This window comes from Arthrobacter sp. D5-1, from assembly GCF_017357425.1.
Lineage (GTDB): Bacteria > Actinomycetota > Actinomycetes > Actinomycetales > Micrococcaceae > Arthrobacter.
The window spans coordinates 73,616-93,046 of record NZ_CP014572.1 but is presented as its reverse complement, the minus strand read 5'-3'; the positions used below and the strand labels follow the sequence as shown (position 1 = coordinate 93,046).

The window sequence follows — 19,431 nt, the reverse complement described above, 5'->3', positions numbered from 1 at the left end:
CACGGGATCTGCCCAAGGGGGCGGTGGCCACCACCGACCGGGGTGCTCAGCTCAACGGGCTCACCCCCTGGCCGGCGAGTGCCTGGGTCAGGCGCACGCTGTCGCCGCTGGTCTGGCAGACGTGGGCGTGGTGGAGCAGCCGGTCGACTGTGGCGGTGGCCAGCGTCTTGGGCATGAGCTCGTCGAACCCGGACGGGTGCAGGTTCGAGCTGATCGCGACCGAGCGCTTCTCATAGGCGGCGTCGACGAGGCGGTAGAGGCCTTCGGCGGCGTCGGCGGCGACGGCCAGGAGCCCGATGTCATCGACGATGACCAGGTCGGCCCGCAGGATTCGGGCGATGGCCTTGGTGACGGTGTCGTCCGCACGGTGCCGGCGCAGCAGGACGCCGAGGTCTTCCAGGGTGAACCAGGCGACCTTGAGTCCCTGCTCGACGGCTTGTTGTCCGAGCGCTTCGAGCAGGAACGTCTTCCCGGTCCCGGATGGCCCGCAGACCACGAGGTTCTCTCGCCGGTGGACCCACTCCAAGGTCCGCAGCGCCTGCTGGGTCGGGGCCGGGATCGAGGAGATCTCGGGCTGCCACGCATCGAACGTCTTGCCGGTCGGGAACCCTGCGGCCGCCCGCCTCGTGGCCAAGGCGGAGCGTTCCCGGCCGGCGACCTCCTCAGCGAACAGGGCCTTGAGGACCTCGGCGGGCTCCCAGCGTTGGGCCTTCGCGGTCGCGACCACCTCGGGCGCGTGGCGACGGATGTGCGGCAGCCGCAGCTTGCGCAGCAGCTCCTCCAACTCGACCGGCAACGGCGGCGCGGTGCTGATGGGGCTCCTCGTCGTCATCGGGTCACCTCGCCGTCGCCGTCCGCGGTGGACCGCTGGCCGAGCCGTGCCCACGCGGCGGTGCCCTGGGTCAGCGAGGAGTCCTCGCTGGCACGATGCTCACCTGTGCCGGGCTGCCGGGCGTGGTGGTCCAGGATCGAAGAGAGGTCGGCCTCGGCGAACCGGCCATGGACCGCGGCGTGGCCCAGTGCCCAGTCGACCTCGACGGGGTCGAACAACTTGGCCAACGCGAGCGCCTCGGTCATCTTGACCCGCATCCGCGGCGTGCCCGCGGCAGCCGCCTCGACCAACCACAGCCGGGCCCCCTCACCCAGGTCGAGGAACTCCGACTCCGCGGCGTTCTTCGCTCGGGGCTGGCGGTCCAGCGGGCCGGACGGCTGGGGCGGGAAGTGCCCGTCATCGATCTTCGGCGTTCCCGGCGTGGCGCGACGGTGGCGGGCGACCTCGATCGGACCGTCGTCGCCGACATGAACGATGACGACCCACTCGTCCTCACCGACCCCGTGGGTGCGGACCCACACTGTTGCACCGAGCAGGGTGTGTGGGACCGAGTACTGGCCGGACTCGAACATCACCATCGGGGTGTTCGCCGGCACCATGCGGGTGGTGCCGAACGCGACCGTGTGCGCTCGCGCCGGAACGGGGTGCAGCCGAGCTCGTTCCTCGGCGAGCATCTCGATCGGCGGCCGCTTCGTCGTCCGGTGGGCACGGGTGTTGACCTTCTCGCAGAACGCCTCGCAGGCCGCCTCGAGCTCAGCGAAACTCGCGTACTCCTCCCGCAGGTTGGTGTCCTTGGGGACGAGGTCGGCCTTGCTGATCTTCACCGACGCCTCGGTGCCGCCCTTGGACGCCGGATCCGCGGGCACACAGGTGTGCACCACGACCGAGTAGTGCTCGGCGAAGGTGACCAACTGCTGGTTCCTGACCGGGATCCCGGCGATGTGCTCGACCGTGACGGTCTTCTCGTTGTCGGTCAGCACGTAGGTCGGCACTCCACCGAGTCGGCGGAACGTGACGTCCAGCGCGGCGAACACGGACGGCATCGTCTTGTCACGCAACGGCAGCACGACCCGGAACCGCGACCACGCCAGCCACGCCACGAACAGCACCGTCTTGACGCCGTCGACGACCGGGCCGTCGCCGTAGTCGTACTGCAGCCACATCCCCGGCTCGGTGACCCAGGGCCGGTGCACCCGCACCCGACCAGAGCGATAGGACGCCTTGACTTTAGCGACCGCGCGGCGTGTGGTGCGTTCCGAACCCTTGTAGCCCAACGCCACGAGCTTCTCGTGGGCGACATCGGCACGGACCTTCCCGAACGACCGCTCGACCCACTCCTCGACCTTGGGCAGGTACTCATCGATCAACTGCAGCCGGGCTGCGGTCTGGTCCAGCTCCCCGCCGGCAGCGCGGCGGTCCACGTAGTGCTTCACCGTGTGGTGCGAACAGCCGGCCAACTCACCGGCATCACGAAACGACCCAGTCAGGTCGTAGGCATCCAAGATTTCCATGATCTCCTCGGCAGACTTCACATGTCCCTCCTCAGGGGCGAACGGCGCATCAGCACGCCAACCGCACCTGAGGAGGGGCCTCAACCGTGGGAACCGGTGAGGCAGACGACGTCGTGTCGGGCAGATCCCATGACCGTCAGTGGGCAGTTCTCATGTCCGCCACCGGGCAGCTTCGTGGCCGTCTCCGGGCAGTTTCTCGTGGCCGCCGACAGCGGGCGACGTATCTCGGACTCGCGAGCTGGGCCCTCCAACCGGGGTACTCGATGCCGAGAGGCGCGGCCGGAGGGTTGGCGAGGTAGTCGGCAAATCGGCAGCCCGACAGGTGTCGACACAGGTCGACCACCGTGTTACAGGCTCCGCATAGGTAGCCACGGACCAGTCCGGTCAGGTGGTCATGATCGATCTTGGTCGCCCATGGATCCGGACACGTCGCGCACCCACACCCGAGCTCTTCGACAAGCCGGCGTCGGATCTTTGCGCGCGGCCCTTTGCCGTCGATCTGGGGCGGCCAGCGGCCAGCTGCGCGATCGCAGCGAAGCTCGAGCGGGATATTGGCCACATTGGAGACGGGCTCTGCGCCTGATCGCGAGACTTGCGCCTCGCACCAGCGTGACTCGGTGAACCGTCCGAGGCAGGCCGCGCGTGAGCCAGCGAAGAGATGGTAGATGCCGGATCGGTCCGCGACAGCGCGATCAAACGGCGGCAATTGCTCGAACTGCAGCAGGCTCGCCTCACAGGTGTCCTCCAGGTGGTCGAGTGCCTGAGCCAGGTGGAAGCCATCGCGATCGCTGAGGCGCCACGCGAGCGTCTCGCGCCGGCCGGGCGGAAGATCGGCGGCGGTCCGAGCAACGGGGGGCGTGTCCCTGCGCGCCCACTCGTAATGCCCCTGGACGCGCCCCATGCCGCCGAACTGTAGTTGCTGTTGGCCCGCGCGAATTCGGCGATCTGGGGGCGCGTGTGTGTGAGTGCTACGGGGAGGTCGCGGGTCACCGACTCCATGGGACGGGCTCTCTCATCTGCTTCGACTCGTCCCGATTGACCGCCGATAACAATGCTTATGTAAGGTACTAGTCTGCGTATTGCATCGGATGAATCAATCGCGGGCGGCTGACTCACTGCCCCGCTGGCCGTACTTAACCCAGCTCTGACCAGCGGAAACGCAGCACCGAACGTCGTCGTAACGGCGTCAAACCGTGTGTGGCGGCGGAACGATCAGGCGTTGCGCGGCCACCGCGACACGCCGTTGACCTGCGCAAACACAGATGGCGTCTCATCAGATGCATCATGGAATCACTGGATGAAACCGGATTCTCGGGAGGATTTGATGCAGGTTGATGGCTCCGGACGGGTCCGCCTGGTCGAGTCGGTGCCGGTCCTCCGGCCCGACGAGCAGGTGCTCCAGAAGATGCTCGAGGGCTGGCGGAACCAGCAGCTGTCACGCAACCTGCAGTTCGCGACCATCGACCAACGGCTCCGGATGGTCGAGCGCTTCATCAGCCACGTCAACGAAGACCCGTGGAACTGGACGCCCGCGCTTGTCGAGGAGTTCTCGGCGGACCTACGCACCCAGAAGCAGATCGGGCCGTCGCAGCCGCCGCCGGCAAGGTCGGTGCCGGCGTGGAGTCGCTGCGTGCCGTAGATCGGGTGCACGCGGATGCCGTAGGGGCTGCTGACCGGGCCGGCGCCGGGGGAGGCCCAGCCTTCGGCGCTGACTTCGCCGGGAAGCAGGCCCTCGCATGCGCCGCCGCTGGCGCTGCCGTCGCCGGAGTCGAGGCCGGTGCGGACACCACTCAGGCCCTCGACGATCTGCACCGCGCCGTCCCAGAACTTCGTGTAGTGGTACGGGTCGGCGTTCACCTGAGTGCGGTGGGCGACGATCGTCGGTTCCAGCGACTCGCGGTCGGGAACCTTCGTGGTCATCGCGTTGAAGAACTTCGTCGACGAGATGTAGGGGTCCAGCCGCTCCTCGCGGGTGCCCCATCCGTCCTGCTGCTGGAACAGGCCGATCGACGTCGTGCGGGTGCCGTCGGGGTTGGTGACCCCGCCGGTTTCCCAGTCGCCGTAGTCGATGTTCCGGAGGCTGGATTCACCCATCGCAGTCATGACGCCGATGGTCTGATCCCGCGCGTTCAGGCCGAGGTCTTTGCCCGCCTGCATGACATATGCGGCGTTCACAAGCTGCTCGTGGCCGTAGCCGGCAATCTCCGTCTCGGGGACGGATGCGGGGTCGATCGAGACGCTCGATCCGCCGTTGCCGGCGCTCGGGCCGCACTCGTCCTCGCCCATGAGGAGGAGCCCGAACAGGGAGCCGACGATGAGGAGCGGCACCGCCGCGATCGCGTAGGCGGCGCTGCCCTTGGGCGCTGCCATCAGTTCACCCCTTCGGGGAGGATGAAGCGCCCCGCGAGCCAGGGGGAGTCAGCGTCGGCACGGCTGAGCACGACGCCGTAGGTGCCGGCGTTGGTGGGGACGTCGACGAACGCGACGTAAGCGCTCGTGTCGTCGGTGATGACGGCGGGGCCGGTGACGCTCGTCGCGACGATGCGTGCCGGGTCCATGTAGGCGTAGTCCTGGGTGGCCTTGTTGTCGAGGAGGGGCTGCAAGCCGGCCCACCACTGCTCGAACGGAAGATCGGGGCGCGCGTAGGCGGTCATCACGGCGACCGCGGCCGCCGTTGCGCTCTCGCGCGATTCGTCATCCCACGTGGGCACGGGCCGCGGGCCGTGCGTCTCTCCGCTGTCCTCGTCGATGAGGCCTTCGGGGGCGGGGGTGAACTGGTCGAGGTCGGGATAGATCGGGCCGGTGCTACTGGCGCTGGGGGTCGGCGCTGGCGCGTTGTTCTGGCCGGTGCAGGCGGTCAGGGCCGCCGCGGTGACGACTATGAGTAGCGCCGTCCCGATCTTCCGCATGTCAGTCCCCTTCGTGCCGTTCTGAGTTGATGACGACGACCGGGCCGGTGTCGCGAGGGACATTCGCACCCCGGCGCAAGGTGTCTTTCAGCTCGTCGCGGATGATGAACCACGTCGAGCCGACCTTGTAGCCGGGGATCAGTCCCTCGCGGAGCCACGTGTACACGCTCTTGTTAGAGACTCCGAGTCGTTCTGCTACTTCGGTGGGGCCGAGGGTCGGAGGGCTCTGCTCGAATAGGCGATCGAGCGCGTCACACGCACCGCTGTCGCTGCTCACGGTGAGACCTCCTGTTGGCTCCACGGTCCTAGTGTACCGGTTAGGGCATGTTTGTATAGGTTCGGGTTCATTCGGGTTCACCCTTCCTTGTTTGGGCGCTTGGGCGTAGGATTCCCTTATTAGGGTGAATCTCACTGTACCTAGGGGGGCAACATGAGCGACCCGCTCAACCCGTGGCTTTCTCGGCCGACGACGCCGCCGCCTACCGAGGCGGCCCCGATCGCGGCCGTGCCCGACACGTTCGGCCCGGTGGCTCCGCAGCGAGGAATCCCCGCACCGGATCGCGTCGACCAGCTGCCGATCTACGACCGCAACACCACGGCTGCGCTGTGGTGGGTAGGCGCACACGGCGGCGCGGGAGAGTCCACGCTGGCGGCGCTGATGCCGGGCTCGCAGGCGGCGGGCCACTCGTGGCCGCGCACCGCCTCCACGACGCCCGCACGGACGGTTCTCGTCGCCCGCTCAGACGCTCGCGGGTTGCGCGCGGCGCAGGCCGCGATGCGGCAGTGGGCCGCGGGCCTCGTCCCGTCTGTTGAAGTCTTGGGCCTGGTCGTCATGGCTGACGCACCTGGTCGACTGCCTCGCTCGTTGCGCGACCTGATGCAGGTCGTCAGCGGGGGAGTCCCGCGCACCTGGTCGGTGCCGTGGGTCGATGCATGGCGCGTGGGAGAGCCGCCGGCTCTCTCATCTTCTCCGCGCGAAGCTCAGCGTCTCGTCGACGAGCTGACCGCAATCCTCGGTGCCGCCGGCACCTCGAACTGAAAGGCAACAGCATGTCCGTTATCGACGTGTTCCACGCGGCGGCCGACACCGCCGTGAACCTCGCCGGCGTCATTCCTGACCCGGACCCCGTACAGCCTCCGGGCACCGAAGGCGTGACCATCATCCTGTCCTGGCTGAAGTGGATCGGCTACGTCGTCGTCGGCGGCGCGATCATCGTCGGCGGCATCCTCATCGCCGTCAGCTTCCGCCGCGGTGAGGGTCACGATGCTCTGCCGAAGATCCTTTGGCCGATGGCCGGAGCGATCGTGATCGGTGGTGGTGCCGCTCTCGTCGGCATCCTCGCCGGGGCCTGAGAGGAGCCGTCATGGCTGAGGACGACGACACGCAGCAGAACCCGTTCACGCGCCCCGGCTTCATCGTCGGGGCGGTCGTGGTGGTCGCGCTCATCGTGGCGGGCATCGTTCTGACGGTTCTCAACCTGAACCGAGACGACGACGCCGCGCCGCCGGCTCCCGACCCGTCGTCCAGTGCCACAAGCAGCGCCGCCCCTTCCCCGGAGCCTTCCGGGGTCGCGGGCGGCGCGAGCGTTTGTGGCCTGGCGGGCGAGGAGCTATCCGGGACGGTGACGACAGCTCCCGCCGCCGAATGGCGGTTCCAGGACGTCTACGCCTTCCCGACCTCTTCCACGGCGGGGCCGGGGGACACGGCCCCAGAGGGCTACCCGTACTGCTTCCAGCACTCGCCTGAGGGTGCACTGTTCGCAGCCGCGAACGTGACGATCATCGGTTTCGGACCCGCCGAGCAGCGACAGGCATTTCTCGAGTACGCCCTGACGGATGGCCCGTACCGTGACACCCTGCTCAACGCTCAGGGAGCGGCTGCGCCATCCGACGTGCGGGCATCTATCGCCGGCTTTCGCATGCTCGCGTACGACGGCGAGTCCGCTCGTGTCGACATCGCGTTCCGCGGCAGCAGCAACGGCCAGAGCGTCAACGGCTCCGCCGTTCTCGAACTCGTCTGGGCGGACGGGGACTGGAAGCTCGACGCCTCGAACCCTGAGCCTGCACGCCTCGCTGAGTTGCCGGACCTCTCGGGTTATGTGAGCTGGACGGAGGGGTAGAACATGGCCGCGAGTGAATGTGCGCCGCTCGACTTCGGCTGCAAGGCCGGCGAGTGGGCAAACAGTGTCGTCGGCGATGCCATCCAGAACATGGCGGATGCCGTCATGGAAGCGTTCGGGAAGGCTGTCGCCTCGCTCGGCACGCTCTGGGTGAACGTCGGCACGCCGAACCTGACCGGGACGGGCGGTGGCTCGTCGATCGCTGCGGGTGCGACCGCTCCGAACTCTGACGGCATCATTCAGGTGCTCGGCTGGGTGACCTGGATTGCGATCGTGCTCGCGGCTATCTCGATCATCCTCCTCGGTGCTCTCATCGCTACGCGGATGCGCAGCGGTGAGGGCTTCCAGGCCGCGGGCCGACTGGGGATCGTGCTCGGTGCGATCTTCCTCATCAGCGGCGCGACCGCGCTGGTGTCTGGTCTGCTCCCGAACGGGCCGCAGGGCGCGGGCGGTGCCGTGCTGTTTCTGCAGTCGTCGCTGTGGTGGTACATGGGCGCGGCCGCCGTCGTGTCCGTCATCATCGGCGGCGTTCGGATGGCGTGGGAACAGCGCGCCGAGCCCGGCAAGGAGACGGTCAAGAGTCTGTTGACTCTGATCGTCGTGGCGGGTGCCGGCGTGACTATCGTCGGGCTGCTCGTGTCGGCGTTCGACTCGTTCTCCGTGTGGATTCTCAACGGGGCGCTGAACTGCGACGTCGGCACGGATACGGCGTGCTTCGGCAACAACATCGCGACCCTGCTCGCCCTGACGACGAACCCGGCGACGGGTGGCCTCGGCGCTCTGCTCATCATCATCCTGGGGCTGATCGCGATCCTCGCGACGGCCTTCCAAATCGTGCTGATGATCGCGCGCGGCGGCATGCTCGTCATCCTGACGGCATCCTCCCGCTGTCCGCGGCGGCCACCAACACCGAAATGGGTAAGGGCTGGTTCAAGAAGAACGTCGGGTGGCTCGTGGCGTTCATCCTCTACAAGCCCGCCGCCGCGATCGTCTACGCCGCGGCGTTCCAGCTCGCGGGAACGAACGTGTTCCAGGACGACGGGACCGGCTTCATCGCCGTTCTCACGGGCCTGATCCTGATGGTGCTCGCGCTGTTCGCGATGCCCGCCCTGATGCGGTTCGTGACCCCTCTCGTGGGGGCCATGTCGGCCGGTGCCGGCGGCGCTCTCGGCGTGGCCGCTCTCGCCGCCCTCCCCACAGGCGCGGCCTCGATGGGTCGCCTGGCGACCGGTTCCGGCGGCGGCTCATCCGGCGGTTCGGGCTCGACCGGCTCGCCGGGCTCTACGGGCTCCACTGGCCCGTCGGGAGCGAACGGCGGCGGTCAGTCTGCCCCGCAAGCCGCGCAGGCCTCTAGCGCCGCGGGTGGCGGCACGGGCGCAGCGGCGGCATCCCCCGCTGCGGCCGGTGGCGGCACGGGCGCAGCGGCGGCATCTGCCGGTGGAGGCGCGGCCGCGGGCGGCGCTGCACGGTCAAAAGTGATTCGTGCAGACCATCCTTAGGGTGCCGCTCCAAAAAAAGCATCTATTAGGCAACTATAACCTCATCCTTCACAATGATACGTCCATTTTTAATTACGCATAGTCTTTTTGCTTGGTCGATTATTGCCCATTGTGGTGACAACGAATTTAATACAACAAGATCGGCCTTTTTACCAACTTCTATCCCATAGTTCTTTTCAATTCCTAAAACTCTAGCACCCTCTGACGTTATCATTTTCCAAATTAGTCCCAAATCTCTGTTTGTCTTTAACTCTAATCTCTGAGTTTCGATCAGAGCCCCTTGTACCATATCACCGTTGCCAAAGGGAACCCAAAAATCTCTGATATTGTCCGAAGCACAGCCAAGATTGATGCCAGCTTCAAGCAGCTTTATCACCGGCATAGTAGGCGGTGTACTACTAAAACAGGTAACAAATTTCATACCCGAATCCTTGTACAATGGGATTGCCTCATCGAGCCATTCGGACGGAGCATCTGCAAAACACCAGGCATGACTCGTAGTTACTCTACCCTTATACCCATTTTCAATTGTCTTTTGGGCAAGACGATTTATCGAATATACTCCAACAGTTCCAATATCATGTATGTGATAGTCGATATCAACATCGTATTCCTTTGCTAATTTAAAGCATAGGTCTAAAGAACCCTCAACATTATTTTCCCGCGTAGCAGGATCAACTCCCCCAACTAAATCACAGCCCATATCCAAGGATTTTCTAATCAATGATTCAGATTCCAAATCAACGAAAAATCCACTCTGTGCAAAGGCTACGACTTGTATATCGATAAGATCCTTTAACTCTTCCTTGGCTTCTAAAACTGCTTCCACTGCTTTTGTTTTAGCAACTGAATCTACATCTACATGGGTCCGGGTGTATAAAGTCCCATGGAGTACCTGCATGTGAGCATGTTCTATCACATGTCTTTTTATTTCTTCGTGGGTAGCATTTTTATAATATTTCAAGCCATCCTCGATGGCAGCATCGATGGCAGCATCCCTTGTATAAGGTCTGCTCCAAAACTTCGGTAATCTTTCACCTGTGCTCGTAAATGACTTATCCATATGGGTATGTGCATCGACAAATCCGGGAGACACAAGGTTACCCTTTGCATCAATTTCGTCTTTTACGGTTCCTTCAATTTTAGCTTCTATTTTGATTATTCTGTCACCAACAATCCCAATATCATATACACTGTCTTTTTCACTTAGATAGGCGTTTCTAATGATTAAATCAAAATCTTTACTCATTTTTATCCTCATTTTTTAAACTAGGACTTGTAACTTCGAGCCTTCTTTTTGGTAGATTTAAACTAACTTTTTAGGTTCGGGAATAATAATCGTACCAGCTTCCCCTTTTAAGGCCCGTCCAATTTATTCCGGAGAGGTAATAATCGACTTTATGGCCTCCGTTTTCAACAAACAATAAAGCTGCTTCCATTTTTGGTCCCATGCTGCCTGGCGGAAAGTGGCCCTCTTGTTGATACCTACGCCCTTCGCTGACTGTAATCGTATCTAGTTCCTTTTGTGACTCCTTTCCATAGTTAATTGCGACATGACTCACCCCTGTAAGTATTACAAAGGTTTCAGCTCCTACGTCCCTGGCTAGTTGTTGGCCGGCTAAGTCTTTGTCAATAACTGCTTCAACCCCCGTATAGTTCCCATTGTCATCTAGGTAAACGGGAATTCCCCCTCCTCCGGCGGCAATAACTACTGTTCCTCCTTCCAACAAATAATGGATCGCCTCTTTCTCCAAAATTTCTAATGGAAGGGGTGAGGGAACTACCCGCCGCCATCCACGCCCACTGTCTTCTATCATTACATAACCTTTTTCCGCAGTAATGTTTTTTGCTTCATTTTCACTGTAGAAAGGTCCAACCGGCTTTGTGGGATTTTGAAAGGCAGGATCAGCTATATCTACCTTGACCCTTGTAACTACTGTAACTACCGGTATCTGGGCTTTATCTTTTACTAATACATTTGTCAGCTCCTGTTGAATGGCATAACCTAAGGAACCTTGGGTATTAGAAACACAAACATCTAGAGGCATAGCCGGTACAATTGATTTGCTTAGTTCATTTTTAATTAAAATATTACCTACCTGTGGGCCGTTCCCATGAGTTAACACGAGGTGGTACCCATTTTTTATCAAATCAACAAGGTATGACAATACTTTTTCCCATTTAACTACCCCGTTATTTTTAATTTTTGCAGCTATTTTACATATTCTTGGACAAAAGCCGATAGAGCTTTGTTAAAGCAGGCTTTAGGGGGATTTACAAGGCCAGCCCCTATTTGCCCTACCCCAGGTTCTTTATGAGCTATCCCTGTATTTATTTGCGGTAAAATTCCAACTTCAATAACTTTTCTGAGGTCAATCCCGGTAGCACTACCTCGGAAATTAAACTGAGGAATATTAAAGAATTTATGCTCGTCCAAAGTTATCTCATACATACGGTTAGAACAGCTAAAAGCATCTTCTACGGAGCCCCCGACAAACTGGGTAATAGCTGGAGCCGCCGCCATGGCAAATCCTCCTATCCCGGCCGTTTCGGTGATAGCACTATCACCAATGTCCGGATTGGCGTCTTCTTCGGTAAACCCTGGGAAAATGAGGCCCTTAACCATTTCAGCGGGAGCTGTAAACCATCTGGTTCCTAAACCACTTATCCGAATTCCAAATTCTGTCCCGTTTCGTGCCATGGTTGTAACCATTGTACTATAAGACGGATAGGAAATTCAACCGCATGAGGCCAAGTATGGCACGAGTTTTGGGCCTCGAAACACGTTCGGCCAAGGAAGGTTGAGCGCTCGCTTGCCGCTCAATGGCAAGAGCTTGGGAGGCAGTATGCATTTGGGCCTGGCGCGCGCGCAGCTGCTTCCCCGCAGCGATGGATACCGCCGCTTCACTGGGTCACCAATTGACGCGCTGGTCTACCTCGTCGGGTTGAGCTGCCAGATCCCAATCCGGCTCGCCTTGCGCACCATCATCCACCGGCGCGTCGCAGCCCTCCCACAGCGGTGGCCCGCGTGCCGGGGTGATGTGCGGGGGGGCAGACTCCACCCCGATGTGGTTCAGGATGTGGCGGATTTCGGCGCTGTGGGTGATGAAGGCAATGATGCGCATCTGCCCACCGCACATGGGGCACAGCAGCGGAAATGCCTCGTAGATGCGGGCAATCAGCACCGCCCACAAGTAATGCGCCGCTCGCTTCGGGCGTGCTTCAGGTTCGGGTGTGGGTGTGGCCGCGTTGCCCGGCGCCGCCACCCCAGGTACGCCCGCGCCAGGTTGTGCAGTCTCCACCGTGGCTGGTTGCGACGCAGCAGGCTGAGCCAGCGCCGTTACCGCCGCTCTCAGCGGCGAGTTTGGTGCCAGCACACCAAAGTAGCGGTGCCGGTGGGTGCGTGGCGGTGGCACCAGCGCGGCGATGCGGTCGATCAGTTCCAGCGGTGTGAGGTGCAGCTCATCTGCCTTGGCACCACGCTTGTCACTGGTGGGCTCGCTGCGCTGTTTGGCACAGCGGTACACCAGTTTGCTTCCCTCTTTGCGTAGGCGCTCCATGGAAAACGGTGGACGCGCGCAATAGCGCAGCAGCCGCTCCAGCGCAGCGCGGTCGTGGGCTTCGATGCAGACACCGGCGTCCACCGAGAAGCCGCTGTGTTTGTAGCCCAGCATGTCTTTGGCGTCACAGTTCTCCAGCAGGCCCCGAGCAACGAAGGCGCGCAGGATGCGTTTTTGCAGTGTGGTCTGCACTGGGGCCACGGTAGCCGCATCGATGCCGGTGGCCGCGTGAAAGATGACACCCGGCGATGAGATTCGAGGGGTCGCTGCTTCGGGGCTGTCGTCGAACAGCAGCTTGGTGAAGCCTTCGTCGCGGCCGTTGGCAATGGCGCGGCCCGAGGCCGTCCAGGGGAACAGGCCCTTCTTGACCTTGATGCCTTGGGCCTTGGCCTGGTCTTCCGTCAGGCCCACCCAAGCCACTTCAGGGTCGGTGTAGGCCACGCTTGGGATCACGCGGGCGTTGAAGGCGGCGCTTGCCAGCTCTTTGTTGCCTTGCAGTTCACCGGCAATCACTTCTGCCGCCACGTGTGCCTCATGCACCGCCTTGTGCGCCAGCATGGGCTGGCCCACGATGTCGCCGATGGCAAAGATGTGCGGCACGTTGGTGCGCATCTGGATATCGACGTTGATGAAGCCACGGTCCGTGACGGCCACGCCAGCCTTTTCAGCAGCGATCTTTTTGCCGTTGGGCGTGCGGCCCACGGCCTGCAGCACCAGGTCGTACACCTGTGGCTCGGGGGCGGTGCCGCCCTCTTCCGCTGGCGCGAATGTGACCTTGATGCCTTCAGGTGTGGCCTCGGCACCGACGGTTTTCGTCTTCAACATGATGTTGTCGAAGCGCTTGGCGTTCATCTTTTGCCAGATCTTGACGAGGTCGCGGTCGGCGCCCTGCATCAGGCCTTCCATCATCTCCACCACATCCAGGCGTGCGCCCAGGGTGCTGTACACCGTGCCCATTTCCAGGCCGATGATGCCGCCACCCAGGATGAGCATGCGTTTGGGCACGCCGCTGAGCGCCAGCGCGCCGGTGGAATCGACCACGCGCGGGTCGTTGGGCATGAACGGCAGGCGCACGGCCTGGCTGCCAGCGGCGATGATGGCGCGCTTGAAGGCGATGACCTTCTTGGTGCCCGTCTTCTCCTGGCCCGTGCCGGTGGTTTCTTCCACTTCGAGGTGGTTGGCGCCGACAAAGGCACCGTAGCCGCGAACGGTGGTGACCTTGCGCATTTTGGCCATGGCGGGGTCTCCTCGTTTTCAGTGCAATAAGTGACGGTACGCAAAGCTAGCACTGGCGCGGGGGTGGTCTGGGTAGACCGTTGATTTCATTGACTTTCCTGTTCGCTTTGTAAACGGGTATGGTGGCCTCCCACTTTTGAGGTTCACGATGCAGGGTTGGCACACAACGTTTTTGGGGATGCGTGGGCTCCCCCGCGATATCAGCGACTTCGAGATGAAGGCATTTTTCACCTTCGATGGTGCCGAGCGCGACGCAATCAATGCACGCCGAGGTGATTCCCACAAGCTTGGTCTGGCGCTCCATATTGGTTTCCTGCGCATGAGTGGGCGTTTGCTCGGTGCCTTTCGGGTAATTCCAGTAGCCTTGTGGCGCCACCTTGGCAACGAGCTTGGCATTGCAGCACCAGAAGTCGCCTCGCTGAGAGCCATGTATGAACGCGGGCGCACGCTATTCGATCACCAACAAGTAGCCTGCACGGTCCTTGGATTCCAGTGGATGAGCGAGCACCAGCGCCGCTCACTGGTACGTGAACTGCGCGACGAAGTGGCGCGCTGCGCCGACCGCGATCAGCTACTCGTGCGGGCGCGTCAATGGCTGTACAAGAACAAGCTGGTGATCGTGCACGAGCGGGCAATTCGGACACTGATTGCGGCGGCACTTGCCCAGCTTGAAGTTGAAACAGGCACCGCCATCGCCGCCAGCGTTGATCCAGCAACACTTGATCGCTGGCGAGCCTCAGTTTCAGAGCTGCGCCCAGATGGACAAACCCAGCAGAGTTGGCTATGGGCTGCACCGGCGAAACACTCAACCCGCCAAATCAGCGAGGTACTGGAGCGCATCGACCTGCTTTACACGCTGGACGTTCATAAGCACCTGGCAGACATCCCCGATCTCATCTTGCGCCGCTACGCGCGCCGACTTGTCTCCAGGCCGCCCTCAGCCGGAGCCAAGATCAAAGAGCCAGCGCGCACCGTGGAGGTCGCATGCTTTCTTCGGTATTGCCTGTTCACCACCACAGACCAGTTGATCCTTATGGTGCAGCGCCGGATCGCCGATCTGTGGCGTCAGGCTGCCGCCGATGTCCCCGCTACCGTCAATTGGGCCGCAATGTACAAAACGCTGCTCGGCGAACTTGTTGCCTTGAGCGCGCAAGGTGCGGTGCCAGATGCTGAGTTGCGTGCCCGTCTTGAAGCCTTGATCACCGAAACCCAGAAACGCAAACCACCGAGCAGGGCCTCCCTGGTCCGCGAGGGATTGATTGATGGAATTCGCCCCGTGCGGTCGTTGCTCGTCGCCATTGCAAAGCTGCCCTGGCAGGCCACCGGCGAGCATCCTGCCATCGAGTACCTTGCCAAGCTGCAAGCTTTATATCTCAAAGGATCCAGAAAGCTGCCAGTTGAAGTGGTGGCACCAAGTCTGGGAATGATCTGGCAGGTTTCGATCTCCAGCCCAGACCGGGAACACACTCAATCCGGAGAGGCAAGAAATGCAGTTGAACGAGGCTGCATAAAAACACGGTCTACACGACAACTACGTTGACAAACACCGGTGTTTCGTGAAACCATGCCATCAGACAGGTTTACCAGAAAAAGGGAGATACCATGAGCCACACCGCCACACCTGCAAAAGCTGCCGTTACTCTTTACACCGGGTTTCACCAGCTGGTCACCGGGGATGTCGCGGGCACGGTGCTTAATGGCGTCGATATTCTGGTGAGAGACGGGGAGATTATTGGCCTTGGCCCGGATCTGCCCCGAACTCTGGCCCCAATTGGCGTTGGCCAGGAACAGGGTGTTGAGGTGGTGAACTGCCGGGGGCTGACCGCCTATCCGGGGCTGATCAACACCCATCACCATTTTTTTCAGGCCTTTGTCCGCAATCTTGCCCCCCTCGACTGGACCCAGCTTGATGTGCTGGCCTGGCTGCGCAAGATCTACCCGGTGTTTGCCCTGGTGGATGAAGACTGCATCTACCACAGCACAGTGGTGTCCATGGCGGAGCTGATCAAGCACGGCTGCACCACCGCGTTTGATCACCAGTACAACTACAGCCGCCGGGGTGGACCCTTTCTGGTGGACCGCCAGTTTGATGCCGCTAACCTGCTGGGGCTGCGTTTTCACGCCGGGCGCGGCTGCATCACCCTGCCGATGGCGGAGGGCAGCACCATTCCCGATGCCATGCGGGAGAGCACCGATACTTTTCTTGCCGATTGCGAACGCCTGGTGAGCCGCTTTCATGACCCGCGGCCCTTCGCCATGCAGCGGGTGGTGGTGGCGCCCAGCTCGCCGGTGATTGCCTACCCGGAAACCTTCGTCGAGTCTGCCCGTCTGGCCCGCCACCTGGGGGTGAGCCTGCACACCCATCTGGGGGAGGGGGAAACCCCCGCCATGGTGGCCCGTTTTGGCGAGCGCAGCCTCGACTGGTGCGAAAACCGGGGCTTTGTCGGGCCGGATGTGTGGCTCGCCCACGGCTGGGAATTCACCGCAGCGGACATCGCCCGCCTTGCCGCCACCGGCACCGGTGTTGCCCATTGCCCGGCGCCGGTGTTTCTGGTGGGTGCCGAAGTCACCGACATTCCCGCCATGGCGGCGGCAGGTGTGCGGGTGGGCTTTGGGGTGGATGGCCACGCCTCCAACGACAGCTCGAACCTCGCCGAGTGCATCCGCCTTGCCTACCTGCTCCAGTGCCTGAAGGCCAGTGAGCGCCAGCATCCGGTGCCAGCTCCCTATGACTTTCTGCGCATGGCCACCCAGGGTGGTGCGGATTGCCTCAACCGGCCTGATCTCGGCGCCCTCGCCGTGGGCAGGGCTGCGGATTTCTTTGCCGTCGATCTGAACCGGATCGAATACATCGGCGCCAACCACGATCCACGGAGCCTGCCCGCGAAAGTGGGTTTTTCCGGCCCCGTGGACATGACCGTGATCAACGGCAAGGTGGTGTGGCGCAACGGTGAATTTCCGGGCCTTGATGAAATGGAGCTGGCCCGGGCTGCGGACGGGGTGTTTCGCCGGGTGATTTACGGCGATCCTTTGGTGGCAGCCCTTCGACGGGGCACCGGTGTCACACCATGCTGAGGCCGGTGATGAGTTTCTTGAGCAAAAGGTTTATTGCCTCGGGTCTACCATAACCCCCGTAGAGTGCCATGGATGCATAGTAGTGGGTGATGAAATAGGCGACCAGATCCCGGTCCACCGGCGCGCCTTTTTGCTGTTCGGCAATGTCGAAATACGGCCCCAGAACTTTTTTGTACATGTCGACCCGGGCATCGAAACTGATAAGGCTCAATTTTTTCAGGTAGCTGGTATTGGCGGCGCTGAGCTTCTGGGCAAGGTCACTGGTAAATCACATTCCTACGATGTGCAGCTAGAACCGCCCGAATACGTGTTATTCGGAAGACCGTCAGGGAAGTACCTGTCCCTATTCCTAATTGTCTTGGAATATATTTGTCTGCCCGAATAGCCGCCCACGTTCCTCGAGGATGAGGAATTCCAGAAATTCAGGAGAATAAGAATGACTGTTTATGCACAGCCCGGTACCGACGGCTCGAAGGTCACGTTCAAGGACCGTTACGAGAACTGGATCGGCGGCGAGTGGGTGGCCCCCGTGAAGGGCCAGTACTTCGAGAACATCACTCCGGTCACGGGCAAGGCCTTCTGCGAGGTGGCCCGCGGCACGGCCGAGGACATCGAGCTGGCCCTTGACGCTGCGCACAAGGTTGCACCGTCCTGGGGCAAGACGTCGGTTGCTGAACGCGCCGCCATCCTGAACAAAATCGCGGACCGCATCGACGAGAACCTGGAAATGCTCGCCGTCGCCGAGACGTGGGACAACGGCAAGCCCGTCCGCGAAACCCTCAACGCAGACCTCCCGCTCGCCGCGGACCACTTCCGCTACTTCGCCTCCGCCATCCGCGCCCAGGAAGGCCGGCTCTCCCAGCTCGACGACGACACCACCGCCTACCACTACCACGAACCCCTCGGCGTCGTCGGCCAGATCATCCCCTGGAACTTCCCCATCCTGATGGCCGTCTGGAAGCTCGCACCGGCCCTCGCCGCCGGCAACGCCGTCGTCCTCAAGCCTGCCGAGCAGACGCCGACGTCCATCCTGGTCCTGATGGAACTCATCGGCGACCTGCTGCCCGCCGGCGTACTGAACGTGGTCAACGGGTTCGGCGTCGAGGCCGGCAAGCCGCTGGCATCGAGCCCCCGCATCCGGAAGATTGCCTTCACCGGCGAGACCACCACGGGTCGGCTGATCAGCCAGTACGCCAGCGAGAACCTCATCCCGGTAACCCTGGAACTCGGTGGCAAGAGCCCCAACATCTTCTTCAACGACGTGGCCGAAAGCAACGACGCGTTCTATGACAAAGCACTGGAAGGCTTCACACTCTTCGCCTTCAACCAGGGTGAGGTCTGCACCTGCCCGTCCCGCGCCTTGGTCCAGGAGGACATCTACGAATCCTTCATCGCCGATGCCCTGGCCCGCACCAATGCGATCATCCAAGGCAACCCGCTGGACACCGCAACCCAGGTCGGCGCCCAGGCCTCCAACGACCAGCTGGAAAAGATCCTCTCCTACATCGACATCGGAAAGCAGGAAGGCGCCAAGGTCCTAACCGGCGGCGGCCGGGCCGAACTGCCCGGTGATCTCGCTGGCGGCTACTACGTCCAGCCCACCGTCTTCGAAGGCCACAACAAAATGCGGATCTTCCAGGAAGAAATCTTCGGCCCCGTAGTCTCCGTTGCCCGCTTCAGCGACTACAACGACGCCATGGGCATCGCCAACGACACCCTCTACGGCCTGGGCGCTGGCGTCTGGTCCCGCAACGGCAACATCGCCTACCGCGCAGGACGCGAAATCCAGGCCGGCCGCGTCTGGGTCAACAACTACCACGCCTACCCCGCCGGGGCTGCGTTCGGCGGCTACAAGTCCTCCGGCATCGGACGCGAAAACCACGCCATGATGCTGGACCACTACCAGCAGACCAAAAACCTCCTGGTCAGCTACAACGAAAACAAACTCGGCTTCTTCTAAGCCGCATCCAGGGACATGAGTGGGGTCTGACAACAAAATCATCGGATCCCACTCGAGCCCCTCCCCAAGGGAGGTGAGTTCAAGTGAAGAACGTCAAGCTCATCCACGATCGCCGGATGCAGTGGGAACGCACACATCCGCTGCCCAAGGAGTTCACTTCCCCGAGGGCGGCGAAGTGAGTATCCAGGCCCTTCCTGGCGAACTCAAACCCCGAAGGACCCGCTATGGCAGCCCGAAAGGACTCCCATGATCATTTCAAGACTCGACGCCGCAGTTACGCTGCCCGGCGAGAATTTTTCAAGAGTGGCTTTGACTCCCGCTGCCGTCGTCCTACTCAGGGATCTTTGGTCCAGGCATGGTCCGCTGATGTTCCACCAATCCGGCGGCTGCTGCGATGGATCGGCACCCATGTGCTACCCCGCAGGGGACTTTCGGACCGGAGCTGCCGACGTTCTGCTCGGACAGTTCGACATTGGCGCCGACGATGAAAGCGACCGTGACAGAGTATCCCAGCCAGTGGACTTTTGGATGTCCCGCGAGCAGTTCGCCTACTGGAGCCACACGCATCTGACAGTTGACGTAGTGCAGGGCAGAGGGAGCGGGTTTTCCCTGGAATCACCCGACGGAGTACGTTTCCTCATCCGCTCAACCCTCATGGACTGGCCCGTTTGACACCGCTGACAGAAAGCGGATGACACGACACGTGCGGCCCCCAACCCCGCGGACCAT

18 protein-coding genes and 5 pseudogenes are annotated in these 19,431 nt (G+C 61.8%); 12 read left to right on the top strand and 11 right to left on the bottom strand.

Annotation, left to right across the window (positions count from 1 at the left end):
• Nucleotides 1-46: 46 nt before the first annotated feature.
• The 3 genes from istB to AYX22_RS24240 all read right to left on the bottom strand — a co-directional run bounded on the left by istB (nt 47) and on the right by AYX22_RS24240 (nt 2,815).
• Entirely contained in the window at nt 47-832 is a 786-nt protein-coding gene (istB, locus tag AYX22_RS22440) for an IS21-like element helper ATPase IstB (protein ID WP_021473521.1), read from the bottom strand.
• Complete coding sequence (istA, locus tag AYX22_RS22435) at nt 829-2,364, bottom strand: IS21 family transposase (RefSeq protein ID WP_021473522.1); 1,536 nt, start codon at nt 2,362-2,364, stop codon at nt 829-831. The genes istB and istA overlap by 4 nt, the downstream gene beginning before the upstream one ends.
• Nucleotides 2,365-2,479: 115 nt before the next feature.
• A complete protein-coding gene (locus tag AYX22_RS24240; RefSeq protein WP_225740194.1) occupies nt 2,480-2,815 on the bottom strand; it encodes an endonuclease domain-containing protein in 336 nt (111 codons plus the stop codon).
• Between AYX22_RS24240 and AYX22_RS24235 the strand changes: the two genes are divergently transcribed.
• The 4 genes and pseudogenes from AYX22_RS24235 to AYX22_RS24220 all read left to right on the top strand — a co-directional run bounded on the left by AYX22_RS24235 (nt 2,738) and on the right by AYX22_RS24220 (nt 4,794).
• Nucleotides 2,738-2,926 (top strand): hypothetical protein, encoded by a 189-nt coding sequence (locus AYX22_RS24235; protein WP_225740199.1) that lies wholly within the window; start codon nt 2,738-2,740, stop codon nt 2,924-2,926. The genes AYX22_RS24240 and AYX22_RS24235 overlap by 78 nt on opposite strands.
• A gap of 75 nt (nt 2,927-3,001) precedes the next feature.
• Nucleotides 3,002-3,259, top strand: coding sequence for a hypothetical protein (locus AYX22_RS24230; RefSeq protein WP_043426244.1), 258 nt, complete (start codon nt 3,002-3,004; stop codon nt 3,257-3,259).
• 408 nt (nt 3,260-3,667) lie between these two features.
• Nucleotides 3,668-3,910, top strand: a pseudogene (locus AYX22_RS24225) (site-specific integrase); the annotation flags it as partial.
• Between the two features lie 50 nt (nt 3,911-3,960).
• The gene (locus tag AYX22_RS24220) at nt 3,961-4,794 is read left to right on the top strand and encodes a hypothetical protein (protein WP_242703669.1); all 834 of its coding nucleotides are present in this window, start codon (nt 3,961-3,963) and stop codon (nt 4,792-4,794) included.
• Here the strand turns inward: AYX22_RS24220 and AYX22_RS22420 are convergent.
• On the bottom strand, nt 4,713-5,252 hold the full coding sequence (locus AYX22_RS22420) for a hypothetical protein (protein WP_071416686.1): 540 nt from the start codon (nt 5,250-5,252) through the stop codon (nt 4,713-4,715). The genes AYX22_RS24220 and AYX22_RS22420 overlap by 82 nt on opposite strands.
• Nucleotide 5,253: 1 nt before the next feature.
• Nucleotides 5,254-5,553 carry a helix-turn-helix domain-containing protein gene (locus tag AYX22_RS22415; RefSeq protein WP_231941996.1) on the bottom strand — a complete coding sequence of 100 codons (300 nt, stop codon included), beginning with the start codon at nt 5,551-5,553 and terminating at the stop codon, nt 5,254-5,256.
• Between the two features lie 129 nt (nt 5,554-5,682).
• Here AYX22_RS22415 and AYX22_RS22410 point away from each other — a divergent pair, with 129 nt between their 5' ends.
• Genes AYX22_RS22410 through AYX22_RS22395 form a run of 4 tightly spaced genes read left to right on the top strand, consistent with a single transcriptional unit; the run spans nt 5,683 to nt 8,446 of the window.
• A complete protein-coding gene (locus AYX22_RS22410) occupies nt 5,683-6,291 on the top strand; it encodes a DUF6668 family protein (RefSeq protein WP_071416684.1) in 609 nt (202 codons plus the stop codon).
• Nucleotides 6,292-6,302: 11 nt separating this feature from the next.
• A complete protein-coding gene (locus AYX22_RS22405; RefSeq protein WP_071416683.1) occupies nt 6,303-6,605 on the top strand; it encodes a hypothetical protein in 303 nt (100 codons plus the stop codon).
• Between the two features lie 11 nt (nt 6,606-6,616).
• A complete protein-coding gene (locus AYX22_RS22400; RefSeq protein WP_071416682.1) occupies nt 6,617-7,372 on the top strand; it encodes a hypothetical protein in 756 nt (251 codons plus the stop codon).
• Nucleotides 7,373-7,375: 3 nt separating this feature from the next.
• Nucleotides 7,376-8,446 (top strand): hypothetical protein, encoded by a 1,071-nt coding sequence (locus AYX22_RS22395; RefSeq protein ID WP_207597763.1) that lies wholly within the window; start codon nt 7,376-7,378, stop codon nt 8,444-8,446.
• Nucleotides 8,447-8,896: 450 nt separating this feature from the next.
• Here AYX22_RS22395 and atzC read toward each other — a convergent pair whose 3' ends face one another.
• The 5 genes and pseudogenes from atzC to AYX22_RS22370 form a co-directional block, all read right to left on the bottom strand.
• On the bottom strand, nt 8,897-10,120 hold the full coding sequence (atzC, locus tag AYX22_RS22390; protein WP_011776997.1) for an N-isopropylammelide isopropyl amidohydrolase: 1,224 nt from the start codon (nt 10,118-10,120) through the stop codon (nt 8,897-8,899).
• 70 nt (nt 10,121-10,190) lie between these two features.
• Entirely contained in the window at nt 10,191-11,039 is an 849-nt protein-coding gene (locus AYX22_RS22385) for a carbamate kinase (RefSeq protein ID WP_242703668.1), read from the bottom strand.
• Nucleotides 11,040-11,083: 44 nt separating this feature from the next.
• Nucleotides 11,084-11,593, bottom strand: a pseudogene (locus AYX22_RS22380) (DUF1116 domain-containing protein); the annotation flags it as partial.
• A 190-nt stretch (nt 11,594-11,783) separates the two neighbouring features.
• Nucleotides 11,784-12,698, bottom strand: a pseudogene (locus tag AYX22_RS22375) (IS91-like element ISPps1 family transposase); the annotation flags it as partial.
• Nucleotides 12,699-13,670: pseudogene (locus AYX22_RS22370) on the bottom strand (NAD(P)/FAD-dependent oxidoreductase); the annotation flags it as partial.
• A gap of 145 nt (nt 13,671-13,815) precedes the next feature.
• On the opposite strand from AYX22_RS22370, the pseudogene AYX22_RS22365 reads away from it, so the two are divergent.
• Both AYX22_RS22365 and AYX22_RS22360 read left to right on the top strand, forming a co-directional pair.
• Nucleotides 13,816-15,129, top strand: a pseudogene (locus AYX22_RS22365) (Tn3-like element IS1071 family transposase); the annotation flags it as partial.
• A gap of 140 nt (nt 15,130-15,269) precedes the next feature.
• Nucleotides 15,270-16,742: an amidohydrolase gene (locus AYX22_RS22360; protein ID WP_011777000.1), complete on the top strand. Its 1,473-nt coding sequence runs from the start codon at nt 15,270-15,272 to the stop codon at nt 16,740-16,742.
• Here the strand turns inward: AYX22_RS22360 and AYX22_RS22355 are convergent.
• Complete coding sequence (locus tag AYX22_RS22355; RefSeq protein ID WP_242703667.1) at nt 16,729-16,953, bottom strand: hypothetical protein; 225 nt, start codon at nt 16,951-16,953, stop codon at nt 16,729-16,731. The two genes, AYX22_RS22360 and AYX22_RS22355, sit on opposite strands and share 14 nt — an antisense overlap.
• A 225-nt stretch (nt 16,954-17,178) precedes the next feature.
• Here AYX22_RS22355 and AYX22_RS22350 point away from each other — a divergent pair, with 225 nt between their 5' ends.
• The gene (locus tag AYX22_RS22350; RefSeq protein WP_207597762.1) at nt 17,179-18,702 is read left to right on the top strand and encodes an aldehyde dehydrogenase family protein; all 1,524 of its coding nucleotides are present in this window, start codon (nt 17,179-17,181) and stop codon (nt 18,700-18,702) included.
• A gap of 246 nt (nt 18,703-18,948) precedes the next feature.
• Nucleotides 18,949-19,374 carry a DUF779 domain-containing protein gene (locus tag AYX22_RS22345; protein WP_207597761.1) on the top strand — a complete coding sequence of 142 codons (426 nt, stop codon included), beginning with the start codon at nt 18,949-18,951 and terminating at the stop codon, nt 19,372-19,374.
• The last annotated feature ends 57 nt before the right edge of the window (nt 19,375-19,431 follow it).